This window comes from Methylophaga sp. UBA2012 (assembly GCF_002335235.1).
Classification (GTDB): Bacteria; Pseudomonadota; Gammaproteobacteria; order Nitrosococcales; family Methylophagaceae; genus Methylophaga; species Methylophaga thalassica.
This window is the reverse complement of the sequence record NZ_DDCG01000014.1, coordinates 228,357-249,748: the sequence shown is the minus strand read 5'-3', so window position 1 is coordinate 249,748 and position 21,392 is coordinate 228,357. Positions and strand designations below refer to the sequence as shown.

General features: G+C 44.2%; 20 protein-coding genes. 6 read left to right on the top strand and 14 right to left on the bottom strand.

Annotated elements, in window-relative coordinates:
* Positions 1-178 precede the first annotated feature (178 nt).
* From B2248_RS11835 to B2248_RS14745, 6 genes are all read right to left on the bottom strand, one after another.
* Complete coding sequence (locus tag B2248_RS11835) at positions 179-496, bottom strand: hypothetical protein (RefSeq protein WP_273179464.1); 318 nt, start codon at positions 494-496, stop codon at positions 179-181.
* Positions 497-556: 60 nt separating this feature from the next.
* The gene (locus tag B2248_RS11830; RefSeq protein ID WP_273179462.1) at positions 557-2,302 is read right to left on the bottom strand and encodes a hypothetical protein; all 1,746 of its coding nucleotides are present in this window, start codon (positions 2,300-2,302) and stop codon (positions 557-559) included.
* A gap of 244 nt (positions 2,303-2,546) precedes the next feature.
* A complete protein-coding gene (locus B2248_RS11825) occupies positions 2,547-2,981 on the bottom strand; it encodes a hypothetical protein (protein ID WP_273179459.1) in 435 nt (144 codons plus the stop codon).
* A 1-nt stretch (position 2,982) separates the two neighbouring features.
* The gene (locus B2248_RS11820) at positions 2,983-3,879 is read right to left on the bottom strand and encodes a lipid kinase (RefSeq protein ID WP_273179457.1); all 897 of its coding nucleotides are present in this window, start codon (positions 3,877-3,879) and stop codon (positions 2,983-2,985) included.
* A 16-nt stretch (positions 3,880-3,895) separates the two neighbouring features.
* Positions 3,896-4,690 (bottom strand): DUF1206 domain-containing protein, encoded by a 795-nt coding sequence (locus B2248_RS11815; protein ID WP_273179455.1) that lies wholly within the window; start codon positions 4,688-4,690, stop codon positions 3,896-3,898.
* Positions 4,683-5,396, bottom strand: a complete 714-nt coding sequence (locus tag B2248_RS14745) for a phosphatase PAP2 family protein (protein WP_337955146.1) — start codon at positions 5,394-5,396, stop codon at positions 4,683-4,685. Before B2248_RS14745 ends, B2248_RS11815 begins: the two co-directional genes overlap by 8 nt.
* Positions 5,397-5,587: 191 nt before the next feature.
* On the opposite strand from B2248_RS14745, the gene B2248_RS11805 reads away from it, so the two are divergent.
* Positions 5,588-8,644, top strand: a complete 3,057-nt coding sequence (locus tag B2248_RS11805; protein ID WP_273179454.1) for an autotransporter outer membrane beta-barrel domain-containing protein — start codon at positions 5,588-5,590, stop codon at positions 8,642-8,644.
* 145 nt (positions 8,645-8,789) lie between these two features.
* On the opposite strand, the gene B2248_RS11800 is transcribed toward B2248_RS11805, so the two are convergent.
* Complete coding sequence (locus tag B2248_RS11800; RefSeq protein WP_273179452.1) at positions 8,790-9,881, bottom strand: M23 family metallopeptidase; 1,092 nt, start codon at positions 9,879-9,881, stop codon at positions 8,790-8,792.
* Positions 9,882-10,060: 179 nt separating this feature from the next.
* The gene (locus tag B2248_RS11795; protein ID WP_273179450.1) at positions 10,061-10,783 is read right to left on the bottom strand and encodes a hypothetical protein; all 723 of its coding nucleotides are present in this window, start codon (positions 10,781-10,783) and stop codon (positions 10,061-10,063) included.
* Between the two features lie 231 nt (positions 10,784-11,014).
* Here B2248_RS11795 and B2248_RS11790 point away from each other — a divergent pair, with 231 nt between their 5' ends.
* Positions 11,015-11,647, top strand: a complete 633-nt coding sequence (locus B2248_RS11790; protein WP_273179449.1) for an SDR family NAD(P)-dependent oxidoreductase — start codon at positions 11,015-11,017, stop codon at positions 11,645-11,647.
* Between the two features lie 30 nt (positions 11,648-11,677).
* On the opposite strand, the gene B2248_RS11785 is transcribed toward B2248_RS11790, so the two are convergent.
* Positions 11,678-13,951, bottom strand: a complete 2,274-nt coding sequence (locus B2248_RS11785; RefSeq protein ID WP_273179448.1) for a bifunctional diguanylate cyclase/phosphodiesterase — start codon at positions 13,949-13,951, stop codon at positions 11,678-11,680.
* Between the two features lie 196 nt (positions 13,952-14,147).
* Between B2248_RS11785 and B2248_RS11780 the strand changes: the two genes are divergently transcribed.
* Positions 14,148-14,603: a hypothetical protein gene (locus B2248_RS11780; protein ID WP_273179445.1), complete on the top strand. Its 456-nt coding sequence runs from the start codon at positions 14,148-14,150 to the stop codon at positions 14,601-14,603.
* A 56-nt stretch (positions 14,604-14,659) separates the two neighbouring features.
* On the opposite strand, the gene B2248_RS11775 is transcribed toward B2248_RS11780, so the two are convergent.
* The 4 genes from B2248_RS11775 to B2248_RS11760 form a co-directional block, all read right to left on the bottom strand.
* Positions 14,660-15,094, bottom strand: a complete 435-nt coding sequence (locus B2248_RS11775) for a DUF2214 family protein (protein ID WP_273179443.1) — start codon at positions 15,092-15,094, stop codon at positions 14,660-14,662.
* Between the two features lie 337 nt (positions 15,095-15,431).
* Complete coding sequence (locus B2248_RS11770; RefSeq protein WP_273179442.1) at positions 15,432-15,884, bottom strand: GNAT family N-acetyltransferase; 453 nt, start codon at positions 15,882-15,884, stop codon at positions 15,432-15,434.
* A 93-nt stretch (positions 15,885-15,977) separates the two neighbouring features.
* The gene (locus B2248_RS11765) at positions 15,978-16,415 is read right to left on the bottom strand and encodes a hypothetical protein (RefSeq protein WP_273179441.1); all 438 of its coding nucleotides are present in this window, start codon (positions 16,413-16,415) and stop codon (positions 15,978-15,980) included.
* Positions 16,416-16,432: 17 nt separating this feature from the next.
* Positions 16,433-16,969, bottom strand: a complete 537-nt coding sequence (locus B2248_RS11760; RefSeq protein ID WP_273179440.1) for a hypothetical protein — start codon at positions 16,967-16,969, stop codon at positions 16,433-16,435.
* Positions 16,970-17,324: 355 nt separating this feature from the next.
* Between B2248_RS11760 and B2248_RS11755 the strand changes: the two genes are divergently transcribed.
* A complete protein-coding gene (locus tag B2248_RS11755) occupies positions 17,325-17,981 on the top strand; it encodes a LysE family translocator (protein WP_273179437.1) in 657 nt (218 codons plus the stop codon).
* Between the two features lie 31 nt (positions 17,982-18,012).
* Here B2248_RS11755 and B2248_RS11750 read toward each other — a convergent pair whose 3' ends face one another.
* Positions 18,013-18,411: a helix-turn-helix domain-containing protein gene (locus B2248_RS11750; protein WP_273179435.1), complete on the bottom strand. Its 399-nt coding sequence runs from the start codon at positions 18,409-18,411 to the stop codon at positions 18,013-18,015.
* A 75-nt stretch (positions 18,412-18,486) separates the two neighbouring features.
* Between B2248_RS11750 and B2248_RS11745 the strand changes: the two genes are divergently transcribed.
* Entirely contained in the window at positions 18,487-19,086 is a 600-nt protein-coding gene (locus B2248_RS11745; RefSeq protein WP_273179432.1) for a class I SAM-dependent methyltransferase, read from the top strand.
* 112 nt (positions 19,087-19,198) lie between these two features.
* On the top strand, positions 19,199-21,358 hold the full coding sequence (locus B2248_RS11740; RefSeq protein WP_273179430.1) for a TonB-dependent siderophore receptor: 2,160 nt from the start codon (positions 19,199-19,201) through the stop codon (positions 21,356-21,358).
* Positions 21,359-21,392 lie beyond the last annotated feature (34 nt).

Genomic DNA, 21,392 nt, shown 5'->3' with positions numbered 1-21,392 from the left:
TACAGACTCTGACCCTATTGATTTCGCAGCCAGAAATAATTGTTGAGAGAATAAAAATAGGCAGAAATTTTTTCATTATGAACTCTAACGATGCCAACACGGGCTGAGCGATAGCGAGGTCCAGCCCAATGCAGCTTTTTGCATTGGGCTACTGTACTTGGCTTTGTTAAGTTTTTTACTATTCGTCATACGGTGTAAAATTAATGTCATAGCCAAAAGGATTGTCTTTTGGTGCTTGCTCAGGCTCTGTTTCGTATATCTGAATTTCGCCTGTAGCCTCGAATCCTATTTGAGCACCGATAACTCTAAGCATATCAGCAGACTCATCCGCATCAGTTGCCCAGGTTTTTATTGCCATTATTGCTGGGCCTTTTTGACACTCAAAGCCATCAGCCAGGTCGCCAACCTGCCCATCACCTAAAGCAGTAAAATGCTTATAAGGTGTAGTTTCTTTTTCATACCTTAGTTTTAACTTCCAGTTTTTTTCGTCTTCCACGATATTCCTACTTGTGAAACTTAACGCCGCGTTCACCGGCTTGTCCGGTGCAACGCTTTGTTAGCCATCAACACACTCAATGAGCATTTTTCGAATCGTCAAATTTTCCAACTTTGCAACAATGGGACTGCTGTTATCAACATGTTCCCTAATGTGCATCCCTTCGTTGTAGATAACACCTAAGAGATACATCGCGTCGTCAACCGACACTCCACTTGACTCTGCCAGCTCCAACTTTTTTCTTGTGCCATTCTCATTCAAAAAATTCGCTTTGACGCCAAGATCCGGCAGTTTCATATAAACCCTTTCCTCTATCCTCACTCTTGCGTGGCAGCAAATAGCAAAAGGGTCATAATCATCTTGATTTGCCAGATACTTTTTCCATTCCGACTCAAGGTGGGCATGAAATATAGCCGATTCTCCCCAGGTTTCCTTAAGCCCTAGCGCCTTGAATTCGTTCCTCAAGTTAACAGCAGATGGCTCGAAATGCAGGTGATGCCGATCCACCCGCGGCTTGATGGATGGATCTGAGCGCTTAAGGATGAGTTTTTTGAAATGATCGTTTATTGAAGGCTGGTACTTCTTGAGGAAGTATACTTTCTGGTCTTTAAACGTGAAATTTTTGAAGTATAGCGGGTTCAGGTGCGTCAGAATTAAAGGGTAAACGCGACCGGCGATTGATTTCTTCTCTTTAATCAAATTGGAGATGTAGTACTGAACCGCCACCAAATTGGCATCGTCTAAATAATCAAAGACCTCGTCGATAATAACTATGCAGTCGCGAGAAGCAGGAGCAGCCGAGACTTTTTGCAACCACGCCGCAAAGCTTAGTGAGTCACGTTGTCCGTTTGAGATATCAACCGCCAATGGAAAATCAACCACAAGCTTTCCCTTATGCTCTTTTGGCTTGATATCTTTCCACGTCGTGTCAAAGGATCTAATGATTGATTCATGGCTATTCTTTTCTGCTAGATAATTGCTGTACCTGCATGCGCTTATGAACTTACTCCTATCCCTGGCATGCAGTTGAAATAGTTGAAATGCGCCTAACAGCTTGTCTAATCGCGTCGGAAGGCTTTTGTTAAAATTGGTCAGTGCGTCAGCGACAAGCCTGATAGGCTGGATTGACTCCAAATCGGCCTCTACGTTGGCTAACGACCAATTCAGAATCTGATCAGTCGTGCCAGTTTGGGCATTAATCTTACCTGCGGCATCATTCAACGCCTTCTGATTACGGACACCTGAAAGTTTTTTGATTTCGGGCTCAAGCTGCAATAGCTTATCGGCCATGTTGTGCTCACCCAAAACAGCGTCGATGCTCTTAAGGATTTTTCCGTTCTTTCCAAACGACTTCCGACATTCTGCAAGGCTATACCCAAATTGCACTTTTTGAGGAATTCGATCAACAAGGACAACTTGATCTATTTCTAGAGACGCCGAAACCGAGGTGAATCCCCCCATATTCCGTTTTGTGGCTTTAGCTCGTAAACGACTGCTTAGAACGTGGACATCGAATTTTGCCAAAATCTGATTTGAGTTTTCATCTGCAACAAGTGTTTCTGTCGCCCCGGCAGTTTCAACGACCATAGTCAACCGAGGTTTGTTTCCTTCAGTTCCGCGATGAAGACTTTCAGTGGGCAACTTGAGTCTTGCTGCGTTCAAGGAAGCAAAAGCAGTTGCGAAAGAACTTTTTCCAAAGCCATTGGGCGCTACTAACAGCGATGGCTTATTGGGAATGATGTCGAGCTCAAACTGCTGATGAGAAATTCCCTTAACGTTTTCGATCGTTATCGTTTTTAGTGTCAAAACTCACTCCCATGCTTCCTTGATGGATAACAGCATGTTTTATGAGGCCACAGGCCTCATAATAAATATTAAACAGGCGGCCTTATAATTCATTTTCGGAAAGTCTAACACGTTGATTATTAATGAAAGTCGTTTTTTATTTAGAGAATTATATGGCCAACAGTTTTTTGCAAAGGGTGAAAAATAGTGTCGGCATATTGTCATCCTCGGGTTCAGCTTTAATATCAAACTGTAGCGTTCTACTCTAATCTCCAGCTAAACGCGCTTTTGAACTTTTCAAATGTTGATTGAGTGCCTCTAGTTGTCGTTTGATATCTGTCGAGTGTTGGCCCAGTGTGGTGGTTTTCACGAGGTTGACGAGTAGCTCGTCCTTTTCAAGGCATTTATTTTCAATGGCACGTTTAGGGTCGTCAGCAAAAAGTTGGGTTAATTTTCCACCTATTTCTTCGATCCATTCTCTATCGGCATCTGGTGTCGATGGCAGGTCGCCCAGTTCTTTAATGACGTGTTGAAATGACTCGATAAACGTCTCGCGTTCATCTGCAATAACAAACAGTGAGTGTTGGATATTTTCTGCTGATAATTGCTCACCCATCGCACGGTAGAAGTCAGCTGTTTGTATGATTAATTTGAGAATTTCCAGGGCATCAGCCTGGGCATCTGTTCGTATTATCGACATATTAATCGGCTCCAGAATCGGTAGGTATGTCCCCGACAAGTGCGTCTATCGCATCAGGGATGATTTCAAATTCGGCAGGGGTTGAGGTTTTAGACTCGCCATCGGCTTCCAGCTCCTTGGGTTTCGAGGTGTGAATGCTAAATTTTTGGGCAGATTGACGCACGATATGATGCTCATTATCCTCCGCTCCCAGACGTAAATTCGGCCCCAATAATAACAACCGCCACCAGGGTCTCGGCTTGATAAAAAACAGGTGAAGCTGACCGTTTAATAAGGTTGATCGCTGATCAACAATATTACCCCCACCGTAATATCGACCATTGCCCACGGCAAGATGAATCACCCGTGTTGAGCATTGCCAGTCATCTGTTTTGATAGCCACTTTAAAGCTTTTGTTTTGTTTGATTGCTTTGAAAAAGGCACCTAAATAAGCAAACACACCAAACCATTTCTTGCTATCGGAGGTCAGTTCACGTGTCACATCCACGCCCAGCCCGATGTGTGCGACATTCACAAAGAAGTGATTATTCACCTTGCCCAGACTGATACGTTCGCGTTTTCCGTCAATAATAACTTGTGCGGCTGCGGATAAATCTTCTGACACCCCCAGCGATCGCGCCAAGTCATTGGCTGTTCCCATCGGGAGAATTGCCATGGTACGTTGATACTTGTAGATTGCTTCGAGTGCCGTACTAATCGTGCCATCACCACCAGCAAGCACTACCACGCCATCGTCACGTTCATAATTTTCAATGAGCTTCACCAAGTGAGACTCGCTTTCGGTTTCCTTAGCAGAGACTTCGATACCAGCAGATTCCAGATGTTGTATGGCTTTTTCCAAACCCTCTTCACTGCCATTTCGGCTGTGGGGGTTAATCAAAATCAAGGCATGCTGCATAACGTATTCCCTGTATTTAAGTCGCTTCATTCTCGATTCGGCGATATATGGCTTCAAGCAAACTATAAAGACCAAAGGCAAATAAACCGATGGCAATTATCATGGTGAGCGTGCTGCCAAATGGCGTTGTACGTAGCCATTCAAGCGCATCGCCAATGCCTTTATTTTCACTGGTGCCAGAGATAAATGCCGAACGCAGAATAATCCAGCCAATAATGCACCAAACCACCCCTCTTGAAATTAAGCCAAACTGGCAGACTTTTGTCATCCAGCCATAATGCGTATCTGGCATCGCCATGTATTTCTCAAACCGAGCTGTAAAACCTTTAATTAAGTGGGCAATCCCTACACCGACCAACACCACACCAATAAAACCAAAGACTAAGGCGGTGATCTCTGATCCCAGATATTCCGTTAGGTTATAAGATGCAGTCTGTCCTGAGGAATCATCTTGATAGGTCAGCAGTAAGGTGACGGTCCAATAGCAAAGAATGCTGTGAGTGATGGCACTGACAATCAACCCCGTTCGTATCATCATGCCCTTCCACGAAGGGCCGTGTTCATCCGTATCTTTGATGCCTTGAGTCAAGCGCCAAATAACGTAACCCACCAATCCGACAACAAGAATCACTAATAACGCCTTACCAAATGGCTGATGCTTTAAATTAAGAATAGCGCCTTTGCTGCTGGCTTCTTCATCTCCCAAACCAAGTACGGATAGAAATGCCAATGCGCCAATAGTGAGATAAATAATGCCTCTCGCGGCGTAGCCCATTCGTGCCAGCAACTGGTAGCCAGTTGAGTTAATCAATGTGCTGACTCACTGGTTCACTGTCGATTTTTTCATGAACAAACTGACGTGACAGATACCAACACATTAGTGCCCACGCCGAGCCAACCGTCCAGCCAGCCACCACATCAGTCGGCCAATGCACACCTAAATAAACTCGGCTGATACCCACCAGTAAGGTCAGTAACACAGAGGTGCAGATGATCAGCAACTTAACTCGCCAACTTGTCTGGAACTGTGCAAGCAAGGCACCAAGTGTGAGATAGGTACTGGCTGACAGCATAGAGTGCCCACTGGGAAAGCTTGATGTATAAACTAAGGTCGCATGCGTGACCAAATCAGGTCGGGCTCGATCAAAGCCGCTTTTCAGCATAAAGCTGGCGAGTAATGCACCACCAGTAGCCAACAGCACCACAAGGGCCAGTTTACGTTTATGAATCAGTAATAAAAAAATCATCACCCAGACACTGAGCAAGGTAAGAACGGTGTTTCCGCCCAATGCCGTGATGTCCTTACCGACTTGCTCCAACCAGGGAGGCCCAAGCAGATCTTCAGGATTATCTGGGTTACGCAATGACAGCAGAATCTTTTCATCCATGGCGAGCGTTTCGCCCTCTGTCACTTCATCGGCCACTTCCATAAACAACCACATTGAGCCAGATATCAGCAACAACACGATCCAAAAAGCGATTTCTCGTCGTCCTAACCATGTCAGTATCTTTTGCATACGCGTCCTTATCACTGCGAAAGTTCAGAATAGATACCCTATATGCAAATATGCACTTCGTCACTAACCTGGATAAAACTTAAACGTGATCGATATTAACAAGGTGATGACAGCGTTTGCGAAAATCGGATAGTCGATCTGCTCTCAAGTGCGTAACGTGAACCAATTTGTTCACTCACAGGTAATCTGCCATGGACCGACACTATCGGTTTATCAGTCAATCAGCTTTCATCAACTCGATTCCTATATCTGAAATCCTCCCACTATCAAACAAAGGACTCAGCGGCTCACATAAAACGGCCATCACATTATTGGCGACATTGATAATAGCTATGCCAGCTGTATCTGCTGATTTAAATTGGGTCGCTGGCACTGGCGACTGGGAAAACGACAGCAACTGGTCTAATGGCTTCGGTTCAATTGTTCCAGATGTGGGTGACTTTGTCTTTGTTGATAATGGCGGCACCGCACAGGTACAGACAACCGGCTCAATAGCGGAAAGTGTTGTTATTGGCAAAGTAAACAACGGAGCATTAGATATTTTTGGCGGCGGTCAATTGGAGAGTTATACCAATAACGTAATTGGCGGCAATGCTGGCAGCAGCGGAGCCGTGACGGTGGACGGAATTGGCTCTCTTTGGCAGCTTGCTGACGGAGCTGCCAACTTGAAGGTGGGATCTTCTGGTGAAGGTACTCTGACGATTACCAATGGCGGTGAAGTTCTCAATGCTGACTCCGTATTGGGCGTTACTATAGGGGAGAATGTTGGCAGTAATGGCACAGTGACCGTAGATGGCGCGGGCTCTAACTTGACCAATATTCAGTCCAGTGTAACCGTAGGCAACTCGGGAAACGGCACGCTTAATATCCTTAATGGCGGTACGGTCAGCAACGCCTTCGGTTCCATCGGCAGGACTGCAGGCGGTGAGGGAACAGTAACCGTGGATGGCGCTGGCTCCAGTTGGAATAATACCATCCAAATATTATATCTAGGCGAGTCAGGCAGCGGCACACTGAATATCATTAATGATGGGGTGGTCAATGTCGACAGCGGCTCGCGGACTGTTTTATTAGGACGATATGGTAGCGGCAGTGGCACATTGAATATCGGTAATGGTGGTGCGGCAGGCATTCTCAATGCGGCGGCAGTCAATGGTGGCCCAGGCACGGCCACACTTAATTTCAACCACAATGAAAGTAATTATTTTTTTACCAACGACGGTACTTCGGGCGGCGATACTATCCGAATAACGGGAAGTACTGACGTCAATTTTATTGGCAGTGGCACAACGTATATCAGTGGTAACAACACTTACACCGGCACCACTAATATTAGTAGCGGAAAGTTAGTCGTGTATAACGGCGGAACATTGGGAAACAACAGCGCGGTGACCGTTGGTACTGGTGCCATGCTTGAAGCATTATCAGATCTGACAATTGGCTCGTTAGCAGGCAATGGTACTGTTGATGTGGATACAGGGGCGGGTGGCTTTACACTGACCGTTGGTGGCGACAATACGTCCACTGTTTTTAGCGGCACAATTATTGACTTTAGTTTCTTAACTAAAACAGGGACTGGAACGCTTACCCTGTCTGGCAATAACACATACTCCGGCGCCACCATCATCAATGATGGACTGCTTGTGGTGAATGGATCCATTGCCAACTCCGGTATAACGGTCAATTCAGGTGGCTCGCTGGGTGGCAGCGGTACGTTCGGTAGTATCACACTTAGTGGCGGTACTCTCACCCCAGGTAACTCTATCGGCACAATGAACGTCTCCGGTAGTGTTGATTTCTCTGGTGGCGGTGTTTATGAGGTGGAAGTGGATGCCGCAGGCAATTCCGACTTGATTGATGCTACCGCCACAGCCACCCTCACCAACGGCACGGTGTTAGTGCGACCTGAAAGCGGAAATTATAATCTCAGCACCGATTACACCATTCTCACCGCAGCAGGCGGCCTGGGAGGCACAGCGTTTGATAGCATCAGCTCCAATCTCGCCTTTCTGACGCCAACGCTGACTTACGATACAAACAACGTTTTTCTCAACCTGAGCCGTAATTCTTCTGATTATGCATCTGTTGCAAATACACCAAATCAAACGGCTGTCGGCACCACAATTGATACTCTCGTTAGTAATGGCAGCAGCGGTGTGAGTAACATTATCAATAACCTCAACACGCTAACAAGCCAAGGTGCCCGACAAGCTTTTGACTCACTTAGCGGTGTGCAGCACACCCACAGTAATCTGATTGCCTTGCAGTCAATGAATCAGTTCCAAGGAGTGTTACTCAGCCGCTTACACAACACCCCACCCGCTCTGGCCAGTAATGGTCAAATACAGTTAGCCTACAATGACACCGGTGTAATGACCGATGCAGGAACTACGCTATTCGGAGACCCAAAGCAGAACCACGGCTGGTGGTTACGTGGCACGGGTAATTATGCTGATATTGATGACACCAGCAATGCCAGTGGTGCACATTACACATCGGCGGGTACCGCGGCAGGACGTGATATCTATGTAGAAGAAACCATAACGATTGGACTGGCTCTTGGTTATAACCGCACCGATGCCAGTGTCTTCCAGGGAAGCCTTAATGTAGACAGTTATCAGGCCGCTGTATATGGTCGATGGTTATTAAACGATAATTATTACGCCAGCGGTATCGCCGGTCTTGGCTATCATGATATTGAAAGTAAACGACGTATTAGCGTTGGTACATCGACTATGACCGCTCAAGCAGATTACCAGGCCTGGGCCAGCAACCTCGCCATTGAAGCAGGTCGAATGATTAACATCACCGACAATACTCGTCTCACCCCGCTCACCGGACTGGAATATGCCTATGTCAGTCGAAACAGTTTTGATGAGAAAAATGCCGATGCAGCCAATCTCAGCGTCAGTCGTGAGCAACAACAATCATTACGCTCTGTAATGGGTGCCCGTATCAGCCATCATTTAACAACCCAACACGGCTACTATCTAGAACCCATGGCAGAACTCATTTGGCTGCATGAGTTTATGGATAAGGAATCACAGATGCGAGCTGACTTTGCCGGTACTTCACTGGCACACTTTCAAGTGGATGGTCCCGCGCTTGACCGTAACCGAGCCAGATTGGGACTCGGCTTGAATATGCAAATGAATGAACTGACATCAATCCAACTGGGTTATCAAGGGGAATGGGCCAGCTCAGACCAACGCCATGATCTATCAGCTACGCTGAGAATGCAGTGGTGACAAACCTATCTAGTCAGTACTGAACCTTTAGGGAACGTTGGTTCTTTCTGACGAACTATTAAGAAATTTATACAACGTAAAAGAGCAAATCGTTATCCTTTTCCCACTATCACTCCAATTAGCAGGCTGAAAATCATGTTCAGCCTCAGTAATCAGTGGGTAATCTCGGCTCTGGTTTCAGAAATGGGGCAGGATCAACAGGTCCACCAGCGTAGATTCCAAAATGAAGGTGGGGTGGCGTGGTTCTGGCATTACCGGTGTTACCCACATAACCAATCACCCCACCTTTCTTGACCTTCTCACCAGATTCCACAGCGAATGAATCCAGGTGAGCGTAGTAATATCGGGCACTGCCCAAACCAAACATTCCACCTGATAACCAGATATGTTTGCCACCCAAGCCTCCGGTTCCAGTACGGGCATACCCATCAATGACGGCAGTAACCGGTGTGCCCTTTTTAGCAAAAATATCAACGCCGTGATGTTTTCTAGCACCGCCATCACGCGGGTCACCAAAGACACTGCCAATATCACGCTGCCTGGCACCTTCAACCGGAAAAGGTAATGAACCACCTGTAGCCATGGCTAAGGAATAGTCGACTTTGGCAAATAACTCGGGTTGTAACACAATACGATAATCGCCTGCTGCTGAGATAACACGACTCTTAGTCTCACTATTAGCATCAAGATCGGTGACAGTAGTCCATTCTTCGTTATTTGTTTTGCGTCGTTCCAGGCTGGCATATAAAAGACTGTCAGCCTTATCCAGTCGTGCGAGTTGCCATATCAGCTTTTCGCCCCGCTCTAGCGTCACCTGATAAATATGAGCTTCAACTTCATCTTCTTCAAAAGTGTCATTAGTGCGATATTGATCACCTGCTTGTATTGGTTTCTTACTGGTCAAGTCAACTGCATGTATCCAGCGTTGGCCTAGTGGGCTATCTAATAATCCTGCCACCCGTAAACGCCGTATAAATAGCTCTCGCGGTGACCAGCCCAATAGTTCGAAGGCGATGTAATCAACAGCCTGTTCACTACTATCAATAGCATTTTGTCGTAAGTCGTCACGAACAGTGAGCAGGACAAGCAAGAGTGATAACAAAGCAAAAAGTAACCAGCCACGTAGAAGCCTTTTGGATGACATGTTTACAGGCTGTTCATCAGTAACCTGATTTATCTGACTCTGATCTGACATAAACGATTGCTCGCTGTCAGATGCTTCGCTCGGATCATTCATACGGATATTTCACCTACTGTCTTGTGAACTCACTGTTAAGACAAACTGTAAGGTGAAACGCTCGCAAATGTATTGATGAAGGTTAAAGTACTGAAGTAAACCACTGACTCAAAAAGTTTGGCTAATTTCATACTTCAACATCAATAACGAATACCGTTCAAATCAACCCGAGGAAAAGATCACTGGTATTGATTGACTACCGCCGTCATATCTCTGAAACCTTTGGGTGGTTGATACTCTCTGAGCTTCTTGGTTTTTGTTTCTGACCACCTTGCACCATTACTATCGACATAATAAATAGTATCGCCCTCACGTTTTATCGCGTAATGACGATAGGCATCAGACAAGTTGGGGTTCGTAAAAACAAAGCCATTGACGATGTTTAACGGTACATCCTTATCGACACCTTGTTGATAACTGGCATAGCCAGTATTGACCTTCCACCAATAGAAATCATAGCGACTCGCCTGATTTTTGTACTGCATCGCCCGTATTTCCAGCGTATTCCCTTTTTTGGTTTCTTCAGCCCAGTAACCATCCAGCTCAGCGGCTTTGATCTCTGGTGCAGGAATAAATGTATAGCGATTATTATTGAGGCTAAGCACTGGCTCGTTCCAGTCAATCGTGGTGGTCATTGCTTTATGAAATGTGACACTGTCTTTGTTTGGCATCAGCGTAAATTTATTTCCATTAAGCTCGACCTGATATCGGTCATCCGCCTGCCAATCACCCTTTGGAGAAAAAGTGGCTGTATCGCCCTCAATCGCCAATACCCCTCTGCCTGATGTTTCCACCCAAAACCCATTCAGGTCTCTCTGTTGCTGCGATTCGGCAAACGCATTATGACTCACAGCTATCAACGTCAGACATGCTAGAACCAGCATTGTCACTCTTTCTCTCATACCTACTCCTGATGATGTTAAATCTAGTATTGTTTTATTAATCACTCTCGCTTAACCCCAACATGTTTATTTTCTGTTTTAATCTAAGGCGCCTTCAGCTTGGCTGATGCCGAGATTGTTAAGTGGTCATGACTTTTTCTATATTATTTCTACCGGATTGATACGCTAGGGTCACTGGTATTTCTTCCGTAATAAATAGACACTGATCACCTGTTCAGACTAGGAGAAAGTATGCAAACGGTTGTTATCTTCGGTGCCGCCAGTGGTTTAGGCGCTGCCATGGTGGAGTATTTTCATGATCAAGGTCTTCAAGTAATAGCTGTAGCCAGAGATCCGTCTAAAAATCCACGATTAGCTGAACTGAAATTACAGTCGCTAAGTTGTGATGCCACGATTCAATCGCAGGTAGAACAGACGGTTTCCAGCTTGCCAAAAGAGGCTTGGGTAATATCAACCATGGGCAGTTACCGTGCTGACGTGCCAGTGGATTATATCGGTCATCGCTACTTGATTAATGCATTGGAAACCCACGGTATTAAACGCTTTCTATTGGTGACATCACTGGGTTGTGGCGACTCATGGCAGTATTTGTCCGAACGTTCTAAACAAGGCTTTGGGGCAGCCGCAAGAGAGAAATCACTGGCGGAGTCCTGGCTACAAACCAGTACGCTTGATTACACCATTCTGCCTCCTGGCGGTCTGAAAGACGGTGATATCACTCACACCGGCCAGCTCTCACAACATCAAGAAGTCCATGGTTTAATTCACCGAAAAGAAGTGGCGAGACTGGCCCATGAGCTACTCGATACTAAACAGAGTTTGGGCCAGATCTATCAATGTATCGATCCGAAGCTAAGCTGGTAAATCAAACAGTACTCATTCGTCTAAACAACCTTACCACTGTGGTTTCCAACCCGCTATCCATTCGGGTATCAGCTCTGCTGGCATCGGTTTGGCAATACCAAAGCCCTGGGCTAACTCACAGCCCAGCTCTAATAACGCTTTTCCATGTTCGGCAGACTCAACACCTTCTGCTATTACACCGCGCTGGAAGGCATTTGCCAGGCCGATAACGCCTTTCACAATAGCCAGATCATCTTCGTCAATCAGCATGTCACGTACAAAGCTTTGATCTATTTTGATGATTTCCGCTGGTAAATGCTTGAGGTATGTCAGTGATGAATAGCCTGTCCCAAAATCATCAATTGCGAATTTCACACCAAGCTGGGCGCAGGCATTCATTGTATTTGATACATTCTGGATGTCTTCTAAGGCACTGGTTTCTAAAATTTCCAGTTCAATTTTATGCGGGTCTACTTCAGGATAAGCTTTCAGCAGAGAGGCTAATCTATCAGCAAAATTAGTCTGCTCAATCTGTAGAGCTGAAATATTAATACTGATCATATCTGGCATAGTGGCCTGCTCAGCTTGCCACTGGCTGATTTGTTTCAAGACTGCATGGATAACCCATTCACCCAAATTAACACTGATAGGATTGTTTTCTATGTAGGGCAAAAACGCACCTGGTGGCAACAAGCCTTCCTTAGGTGACTGCCAGCGAAGTAGAGCCTCTAAACCAATCACCGAGCCCGTTCTCATATTGACGATGGGTTGGAAGTGCATGACAAATTCATCGTTTTCCAAAGCTCGTTCGATATGCAACAACTGTTTTCTATGTGATCTGATGGCATCATCCTGATTCACATCAAATAGGTGATAGCGATTTTTACCCAACTGCTTAGCTGTATACATAGCATGATCAGCGTGACGCATGAGAATGTCGGCATCCACACTGTCTTCTGGAAATAACGTCACCCCGATACTGGCAGACACTGAAAAGGTTTTATCATCAATAGAAATAGGCTCAGAGGATGCCGTTAACAGACGCTCAATCACCGATTCACAGTCTTCAAACACATTCAGCTCGGTGAGTACGGCGATAAATTCATCCCCACCAATCCTAGCAAGGGTATCGCCCTCTCGTAACGCCGCTTTCATACGATTAGAAATAGTGACCAGAAGTTTATCGCCGACTTCATGGCCATAAGTGTCATTGACCTGCTTAAAGCCATCTAAATCAATAAAGGCCACCGCCAATAACTGTTGATGACGTTGGCAATGTGCCATGGATTGCTTGAGACGATCAGCCAGTAAGATACGGTTGGGCAGTGAGGTTAATGGGTCATAACTTGCCAGTCGCTCAAGTGCTATCTGTTGTGCACGAATATGTGTGATGTCTGAAAACAAGGCCACATAGTTAACGGCGTTACCATCTGCATCACGGATTTCACTGATCGTCAGCATTTCTATAAATGGCTGTCCATTTTTGTGTCTGTTTGAGACCTCACCAGACCAATAGCCTTCCGTCTTAATTGAATGCCACATCTCTTCATAGAACGTTGGAGAATGCTTACCTGACTGAAGGAGTTTAGGGCTCTTGCCGATAACATCTTCTCTGCTGTAGCCCGTGATTCTAGTGAAAGCGTCATTGACTTCGATAATCTTATTATCAGTATCAGTGACTAAAATCCCTTCATAAGCATGGATAAATACCGTATTGGCCAGCTTGAGTTTTTCATCTGCTTCTTTACGGGTGGTTATGTCAGCGTGTGTGCCGACAAGGCGTATAGGTTTCCCATGTTCATCACGAGTAATCACCAGTCCACTATCACGAATCCACTTGTAATGCCCATTTTTACAGCGTATGCGGTGCTCATTGATATAACAATCTGTTTTACCATCAAGGTAACGCTGTAAATCTTCCATCACCAATGCCAGATCATCCGGATGAACACGACTCGACCATTCATCAAGGCTGTTACTGAATTCCCCATCGGCATAGCCAAGCATTGTTTGCAGCTGCTTGGAGTACCACACCTTGCTTGAAGGCACATCCCAGTCCCAAACGCCATCACCAGAAGCATTCAGCGCATAGCGTAAACGCTCTTCAGCCTCATTCATATTCTTCAACTGGTGATAAACAAGGCAGAAAAGAATAAAACCCGTTGCGATGATGAAAAACCAACCCTTAAAGGTTTGCAACTCAATAATGCTTTGTTTATCAACAAAAAAATATGAAAGAGCCTTGTCAGACGTAATTATCCATATCACTCCAATAATCACGTATATGATGGATACTCTTAATGCCGACATCCATACAGTATTCATAAAAAACAACCACTCAATTCTTATGGAGAGCCGATAGCTTATAGATATATATATCGATGTAACAGGACAGATAACAGAATCGGAATAATTGATAACGCAATGCTAAATCAATGTTTTAAAACGCAAGAGTGACAGGCTCTGTTATTATCAAAATCAACTATTAACTCAGTAAAAAAACTTGATGTTGAGAGCCTATATGACTAACTACACCATCCAACGCTGGCTGCCTCTTCTGTTCTTGGTGAGTCTCATTTTGCAGACTTCGCTTGTGATGGCAAAAACGGGAACGGGGCTGGAAATAGATAATCCACAGCAAGTGTATGTGGTGTATACCGTTGAACCGGATGGTGTGGATCAGGGCGAGTTTGAGGCCATTATTGATAATCAATTATCTCAGGCCAATATTCAGCAAAGCCCACGTGATGATGCTCAGTTATTTTTGCGTGTCGAAGAGCATGCGGGGGAATATCTGCTTTACCTGGATTTCAATCGCACAATGCAATACAGCGTTGATGGAAAAAGCTACAACAAAGATGGGTTTGTCTGGGGCCGTTATGTGAAAGATATCGCGGATATCGACGAACTGAATGAAGATGTTGAATTCCTTATTAATGAGTTTATTGAAGAATATAGCAAGGCCAATAAACTCTGACGAACCACCTTAATCGATAACCTGGAAAGTATGATTGGATAGCTTCAAGTGAGTTCTTACGTGAGTCCATAGCCTTGAGCCATTAAGACGGCGAGTAACGGTATAAGCACCAGAAACAACAGCTCAACACGAATAAACATCGCAACAGCTTTAGGAACAACAATGACTGATGCTGATGATTTTCTGTTTTTCAGGAAAAATGCCGTTGGATAGATGGAAAGTAATCCAATCAGCAGAAACAGACCGACTTTTATGTGAAAAACAGGATTTGAAGAATAAAACCCAGACGGCTTACCGACCAGAAACCAAAGTGACAAACCGGCTGTAAGAACCACCAGAACCGAAAGCCCGTAGATTAAATCAATAGCTGAGATCTTTTTAAGATCAGCATTCGACATTTCTGGTTTAACTAACACATGCTCAATGACCAAGGTTGAAAACAAAACAAACACACCCAGCAGGTGCAGATACTTCACCAACACATATTCCATAAATTCATCCTTGTCTGTTTTACATGCTGATTTATTGAAAAAATAAACCGCTTTAGCCCAGTACAGTAAGCATTATTAAATAACATTTAATTAGATCAGAGAAAAAAATACGTTTGTACCGCTTTCTGATATCAAAATATGCCTGAAGCAACAGCAACATTTCAGACATTGTGAACCAGATTTTCTTTACATTGGCTCAGGGCGGAAACAGCTTTTATCTGACTTTATCAATAACCTGGAAATTATGACTGGTTAGTATCTGGCAAGTTAGTATCCCAGCCCATAAGCTCGCCTAGAGCAAACATCCACTACAGAGCTATCAAACGATATGTGATCACTAACTTTTTGTACCAAGCGTCATTGGTTGAAAGCTAATGCCATCTTTGACCCCGACAGGGCCTGATTTAGTGAAGCCAAATTTTAAATAGACGGGCACAGCATAAAGCGAAGAACGCAAAGCATAAGACTGTGATTTAGGCTGCATAGACTTTGCTTGTTGCCATAATTGCTTGGCAATCCCTTTTCCATGCAACTCTTCACTAACAAACAGGTGATAAAGATGCGATGCAGCCTTGATAGCAATATAGCCTTTTATCTCATCTGCTTCTTCATACACAAGATTTAAATAGTCTGGACTCTGGAGACGCGATTCAAATGAACCAGGCTGAATCGAGGATAAAAACCACTCCGGAAGTGGTCTATTTGGGTCCTCAAGATAGTAGTGTGAAAGTGAGCCAACGAGTTCAGCCAAATCATGTGCATCTTGTTTTGTTGCTATGCGTATACTCATTTTTTAGGCTCAGTACTAAGATCTCAAAGGTCTGACAGTTTATGCCAAAATGATAGGCAGCCAGACCACGTGTTATACAGATATTACTAAGCCCTATTTTACTGTTTCCCCCTCTTCAGCACATAGACTCGGTAATACGGCCACAGCCATATCGATCTGGAATGTGTCCTTTTGGTGTTCTTTCAGGAAAAATTGTTGAACACGGTAGGCCTCATGTTCAATGGCTATTCGGCTTTGGCAATCCATATCCTCAGGTTTTATTTCACCATTTTTATCTTGTAGAAAATGCACCATTTCATGCAGCAAAAAACCTCGGGCACCATCGTCGGTTTTCAGATCCATACGGTTGTCATAGAAAATCGTTTCGGTTTGGCTATCGTAATAAGCCACGGCAGTACAGTAATCTAAATCACACAGTTTTGTGGCGAGCGTTTCATGACTGACGGCTTCTATTTTTGGCAGATAGCCAGGATCATCGCACCCCGTCAGAGTGAGTGCCCACACAAGCAGACTTTGAAGTAATACGTCCATATCATCTCCCTCCCTGATTAAATAAGTTCAAACAATGTCTTCATCGCCTGCTCATGATCAATATTCTGTTGTCGTAGGTTGCTATAGTTTGCGATCAGCTCACCAAACACATATTTACCATTCACGGCCGGCAAATAATGGGCAAAATCTACCAGCAACTCGTCCTGATCTGCTTCTATGCCTTTATCTGCCAACTGCCGTGTCACTTGCACTAAGCGATTGCTGACAACCCGTTTATCCTCATGAACATGGGGCAATATTTTGTCCAGCAAAGATTGGTAATAAAACACATCACGATCAGGATCATGCTCAGGCTTTTGTTGATATAAGGACAATAGCCAGACTTCAGGTCGAGTAGGATCTGCCACCGACAGCATTTCTTTTGGTTTTTCTTCTGGCATACCAGACTGCAAATTAGCAGGTACAGGAACTACGGCAGTGAAGTCGCCGTCATCCTGACTAAAATCATCCTGCGAAAACTCATCATCATTGCAAGCAGCAAGTGTCAAAACTGACATAAAAACAATAACGAACGGTGTGAATTTCTTTCTCATAATTGGCCCTCCTTAGCTCAGATTTAGCTGCGTAATGTGAAATTTGTGTAGATGAAAAAAGGAAGAGATTAGGACCTATGCTGTGATGGCCTGAAGTGACGCTATTTCGTGGTCCAAAGCCAGTCTCAACATGACTATTTCATCATGAAATTAATGCCTTATTCATTAGCTCAGCTAGGTGTTGAAGGCCTGTGATCCGCTTAGTTTTATCTAAACATTCACTCACCTATTATCAAAGTAAATGATCTGTGACGATGGCATGGGGGAAAGTCGATAAGATAAACAGACATAATTTATTTGTGTTTTTAAAAGTAAATTTGTACCTTTCTAAACATCAAATAGAAAGATAATTTGCATGGATTTTGGTTTAGTTAGTATTTTTTTCGCGGTGGCAGTTGCTCATTTTCTTGCCTTATTAAGCCCCGGCCCGGACTTTGTCTTAGTGGTGAAAAGTGCCATGAAAGGTCATCGTAAAAAGGCCATCGGTGTAGCATTAGGCATTGCCACAGCCAATGCGGTTTATATTGGTTTATGTCTTGTTGGTGTTGGCGCCATCCTGGCTGCGTCGGTTTCATTGATGATGGCATTAAAAATTATCGGTGGCTTATTTCTGCTTTATTTAGCATTTCATGCTCTCAAAACCCCTAAGTCAGCCTATCAGGAGCTGACTATCTCATCAGCTAACAACACTGAATTAGTAAAAATCAGCTTTATCAAAGAATGCATCACCGGTTTTATGTCCGGCATACTGAACCCAAAAAACTTACTGTTTTATTTAAGCTTATTCACCGTGGCGCTGACACCAGAGGTTAGTCTTGGGTTTAAAATATTGCTAGGCGTGTGGATGACTCTGGTTGTGTTTTGCTGGGATGTGGCCATCATTTATTTATTATCCAAACAGACGGTGAGAAATAAATTCACCCGACTCTCGTTTTATATTGATAAAGCCACGGGCGTCATCTTGGGAGCCATTGGTTTTAATATCGTGAAGTCTGTTCTTATCAGGCAGTAAGTAATGACTTATTTACAGCGAGCATTACAAATTAAGCTTTTGGCCTACCCCATCTTTTAGTAGCAATGTTGAGCAAGCGACGAAAGGTCTTACACTCCAAGTGACTTGGTGCTTTACATGCTGCAGCATGGCGTAAGCCATCTCTCATCGCCGTCATCTGTTTAATTTTTTCATCTAATTCGCTTGCCCTTTTTAGCAACAATTCTCTATCAATATCCACGGTATCGTGTAGTAGCATTGAACGAATTTCATCTAATGATAATCCAGCATTTTGGCCTAAGGTGATTAATGCCAACCGCTCTAAAACATCAGGTGAAAATGTTCTGGTTAAACCTTTCCGACCAGTGGATTGAATCAGCCCCTTTTCCTCGTAATAGCGGATGGTAGAAGTGGGTAGATTGGTTATTTTTGCTACATCACCTATTTTCATCTGTTCGCTCTTGACTTCAAGTTGACTTGAAGTAATACCATCTCTTTCACACCTAGAGCAATAGATGGAGAAAGCATGATGTGGGATGAACGATACGATACCGATGATTATGTTTATGGCATTAACCCCAATGACTTTTTAAAAGACAATGTGCAAGCCATTCCCAAAGGGCACGTACTTAGTCTCGCTGAAGGTGAAGGTCGAAATGCCGTTTTCATGGCGAAACAAGGTTATACGGTTACCGCCGTAGACGCCTCAGCCGTCGGCCTGAAGAAAGCCAAACGGTTGGCAGAAAAAAACGATGTAAAGATTGAATGTATTCATGCTGACTTAGCTGACTTTGATCTCGGAAAATCTCAATGGGATGGCATCATTTCAATATTCTGCCCGCTGCCACCAGCCGTCAGAAAATCGCTTTATAAAAACGTCATACGTGGACTAAAACCAAACGGTGTATTTTTACTGGAAGCCTATACGCCTGAACAACTTCACTATGGTACTGGCGGTGGCTCATCTGTTGAATTGATGCAGACCAAACAAACGCTCATCAATGAATTACCTGGCTTAACTTTTCAGCATTTATCAGAAATCGAGAGAGATGTCACGGAAGGTGTTTACCATACTGGACTCGCCTCAGTTGTTCAGGCTATTGCAGTAAAAACCACCAAGAATTAATTTATTGATAATGCCCTGAAACAATCGTCAAGTTAAACAATAATGATTATCATTTGAATTAAGATTTCTTCTGAATTAGAATTCCCTGCAAAACAATTTCGGGGAAAACACAATGCAAGATAAATTCCGTCCACTTAGTTTCGCTATTGCAGTAGCTATCGGGAGCCTATCAACGACAGTGTTAGCAGAAGATCAAAACAAGGAAGATGAAAGATCCGTGGAACTCAATGCACTCACTGTTACGGGTGATTCGCAAACATCAACTGAAGGCACAGGCTCTTATACGACTCATTCCAGCAATACAGCCACTCGGCTTGGTTTATCTCTTCGAGAAACACCACAGTCTGTATCAGTAATTACACAACAAGTCATACAAGATATGGATCTCGAATCTCTGACTGATGTGGTTAACCAAGTAACCGGCGTGACATCCAAAGCATACGACTCTTCTCGTAGTGGCTTTTCCGCACGTGGATTTGATATCACTAACATACAAATTGACGGTGTTCCCACAGCTTGGGAAGCTGGATGGTCAGCTGGTGAGACACTTGCTGATCCAATCCTTTATGACAGGATAGAAATCGTCCGTGGGGCAAGTGGTCTGATATCTGGTGCTGGTAATCCCTCAGCAGCTATCAACTTAGTAAGAAAGCGGGCGGATAGTAAAGAATTTACTGGTTACACGACACTCAGTGCAGGAAGCTGGGATAAATACAATGGTACATTGGATGTTCAGTCTCCACTGAATGATTTAGGTACAATTCGTGGCCGCTTTGTTGCCAGTTATACGGATGAAAAGTCATTTGTTGATGTTGCCGAAAATGAGAAGTCAGTCTTTTTAGGTACGTTAGCTTTCGACGTCACTGACAATACACTAGTGAATATTGGTGCAAGCCAGCAACGTAACGAACCTAAGGGTACGCAATGGGGTGGTTTACCAGTATGGTTCAGTGATGGCAGTAGAACTGACTGGAGCCGTTCAAAAACCACCGCTCCAGACTGGGGTGAGTGGAGCTCAACCGTTACAAATTATTACGCCAACATTGAACATGCCTTCGACTCAGGCATAAAACTCTATGCCGCTTACAGCAAAACCATCAATGATGCAGACCTACGCTTAGCCTATTTGTCAGGCGCACCTGACAAAGTCACTGGTCTTGGTATGAGTGCAAGCAATTCCTGGTACGACAACCGACGTGAGCAAGACAATATCGATATTTATGTATCAGCCCCTTTCCAACTCTTTGACCAAGAGCATGAGGTTACCGTCGGTTTCATGCATAGCGATCAAGATCTTGTCACAAATAGACGATCAGCCAGCAACGTAGCATCAGTGGGTAATTTTTATGAATGGGATGGCTCCTATGCAGAACCTACATGGGGTGCGAAGGCTGAATACACTAATCAATACACTAAACAAGTTGGTGGTTATGCCGTAGCTAGACTGCGTTTGGCAGATCCATTACAACTGATCGTTGGTAGCCGTATTACCAATTGGGAAATCAGTGGTATGGAATGGAACGGTGACACATATAGATTTAACCACCATCAGGAAATCACGCCATACGCGGGGCTAATTTATGACATTAATGATGTCTACTCGACGTATGTGAGCTATACCGATATTTTTAACCCGCAAAATGCACAAGACAGAAATGGCGACTTTCTCGATCCTATCGAGGGCAAAAACTACGAAGCAGGTATAAAAGCTGAATATCTTGATGGCCGTGTTAATGCCATGTTTTCTGTCTTTCGTATAGAACAAGACAACCTGGCACAGGACGATGTTGGTTACTTGATTCCTGGCTCCATCAACCAAGCTTCGTATGCAGCAGAGGGAACGACAAGTGAGGGTTTTGAAATTGAAGTCACTGGTGCACTGACAGAGAATTGGAACCTTACCGCAGGTTGGTCACAATTCGTTGCCGAAGATGCTGATGGTGAAGATGTAAACACTCGCCACCCACGTCGTAAAGCAAACTTATTCACTACCTACAAAATCGACAAGTTATTGCTTGGGGGTGGTTTCACTTGGGAGAGTTCAAACTACACCATTGCCACCAACCCTCTCAGCCAAGCTGAAAAGTTAAAACAAGATTCATATGCTCTGGTGAACTTAATGGCAAAATACCAATTCAGTCCTGAGCTTAGTGCTCAACTGAATATCAATAATCTGTTTGATGAGGAATATTACAGTCAGATCGGATTTTATAGTCAACTCGCTTACGGTGCTCCAAGAAATGCGAATGTGACATTACGCTATGACTTCTAGTAATCATTTTTCTTTCCAATTATCAAAAAAAGCC

What these genes read in the sequence shown, in the direction of transcription:
- B2248_RS11820 (WP_273179457.1), bottom strand. Translation starts at nt 3,879, where the DNA reads ATGCAGCATGCCTTGATTTTGATTAACCCCCACAGCCGAAATGGCAGT.
- B2248_RS11780 (WP_273179445.1), top strand. Translation starts at nt 14,148, where the DNA reads ATGACTAACTACACCATCCAACGCTGGCTGCCTCTTCTGTTCTTGGTG.
- B2248_RS11800 (WP_273179452.1), bottom strand. Translation starts at nt 9,881, where the DNA reads ATGAATGATCCGAGCGAAGCATCTGACAGCGAGCAATCGTTTATGTCA.
- B2248_RS11750 (WP_273179435.1), bottom strand. Translation starts at nt 18,411, where the DNA reads ATGAAAATAGGTGATGTAGCAAAAATAACCAATCTACCCACTTCTACC.
- B2248_RS11785 (WP_273179448.1), bottom strand. Translation starts at nt 13,951, where the DNA reads ATGAATACTGTATGGATGTCGGCATTAAGAGTATCCATCATATACGTG.
- B2248_RS11805 (WP_273179454.1), top strand. Translation starts at nt 5,588, where the DNA reads ATGGACCGACACTATCGGTTTATCAGTCAATCAGCTTTCATCAACTCG.
- B2248_RS11755 (WP_273179437.1), top strand. Translation starts at nt 17,325, where the DNA reads ATGGATTTTGGTTTAGTTAGTATTTTTTTCGCGGTGGCAGTTGCTCAT.
- B2248_RS11825 (WP_273179459.1), bottom strand. Translation starts at nt 2,981, where the DNA reads ATGTCGATAATACGAACAGATGCCCAGGCTGATGCCCTGGAAATTCTC.
- B2248_RS11740 (WP_273179430.1), top strand. Translation starts at nt 19,199, where the DNA reads ATGCAAGATAAATTCCGTCCACTTAGTTTCGCTATTGCAGTAGCTATC.
- B2248_RS11795 (WP_273179450.1), bottom strand. Translation starts at nt 10,783, where the DNA reads ATGAGAGAAAGAGTGACAATGCTGGTTCTAGCATGTCTGACGTTGATA.
- B2248_RS11775 (WP_273179443.1), bottom strand. Translation starts at nt 15,094, where the DNA reads ATGGAATATGTGTTGGTGAAGTATCTGCACCTGCTGGGTGTGTTTGTT.
- B2248_RS11790 (WP_273179449.1), top strand. Translation starts at nt 11,015, where the DNA reads ATGCAAACGGTTGTTATCTTCGGTGCCGCCAGTGGTTTAGGCGCTGCC.
- B2248_RS11765 (WP_273179441.1), bottom strand. Translation starts at nt 16,415, where the DNA reads ATGGACGTATTACTTCAAAGTCTGCTTGTGTGGGCACTCACTCTGACG.
- B2248_RS11745 (WP_273179432.1), top strand. Translation starts at nt 18,487, where the DNA reads ATGATGTGGGATGAACGATACGATACCGATGATTATGTTTATGGCATT.
- B2248_RS14745 (WP_337955146.1), bottom strand. Translation starts at nt 5,396, where the DNA reads ATGCAAAAGATACTGACATGGTTAGGACGACGAGAAATCGCTTTTTGG.
- B2248_RS11770 (WP_273179442.1), bottom strand. Translation starts at nt 15,884, where the DNA reads ATGAGTATACGCATAGCAACAAAACAAGATGCACATGATTTGGCTGAA.
- B2248_RS11760 (WP_273179440.1), bottom strand. Translation starts at nt 16,969, where the DNA reads ATGAGAAAGAAATTCACACCGTTCGTTATTGTTTTTATGTCAGTTTTG.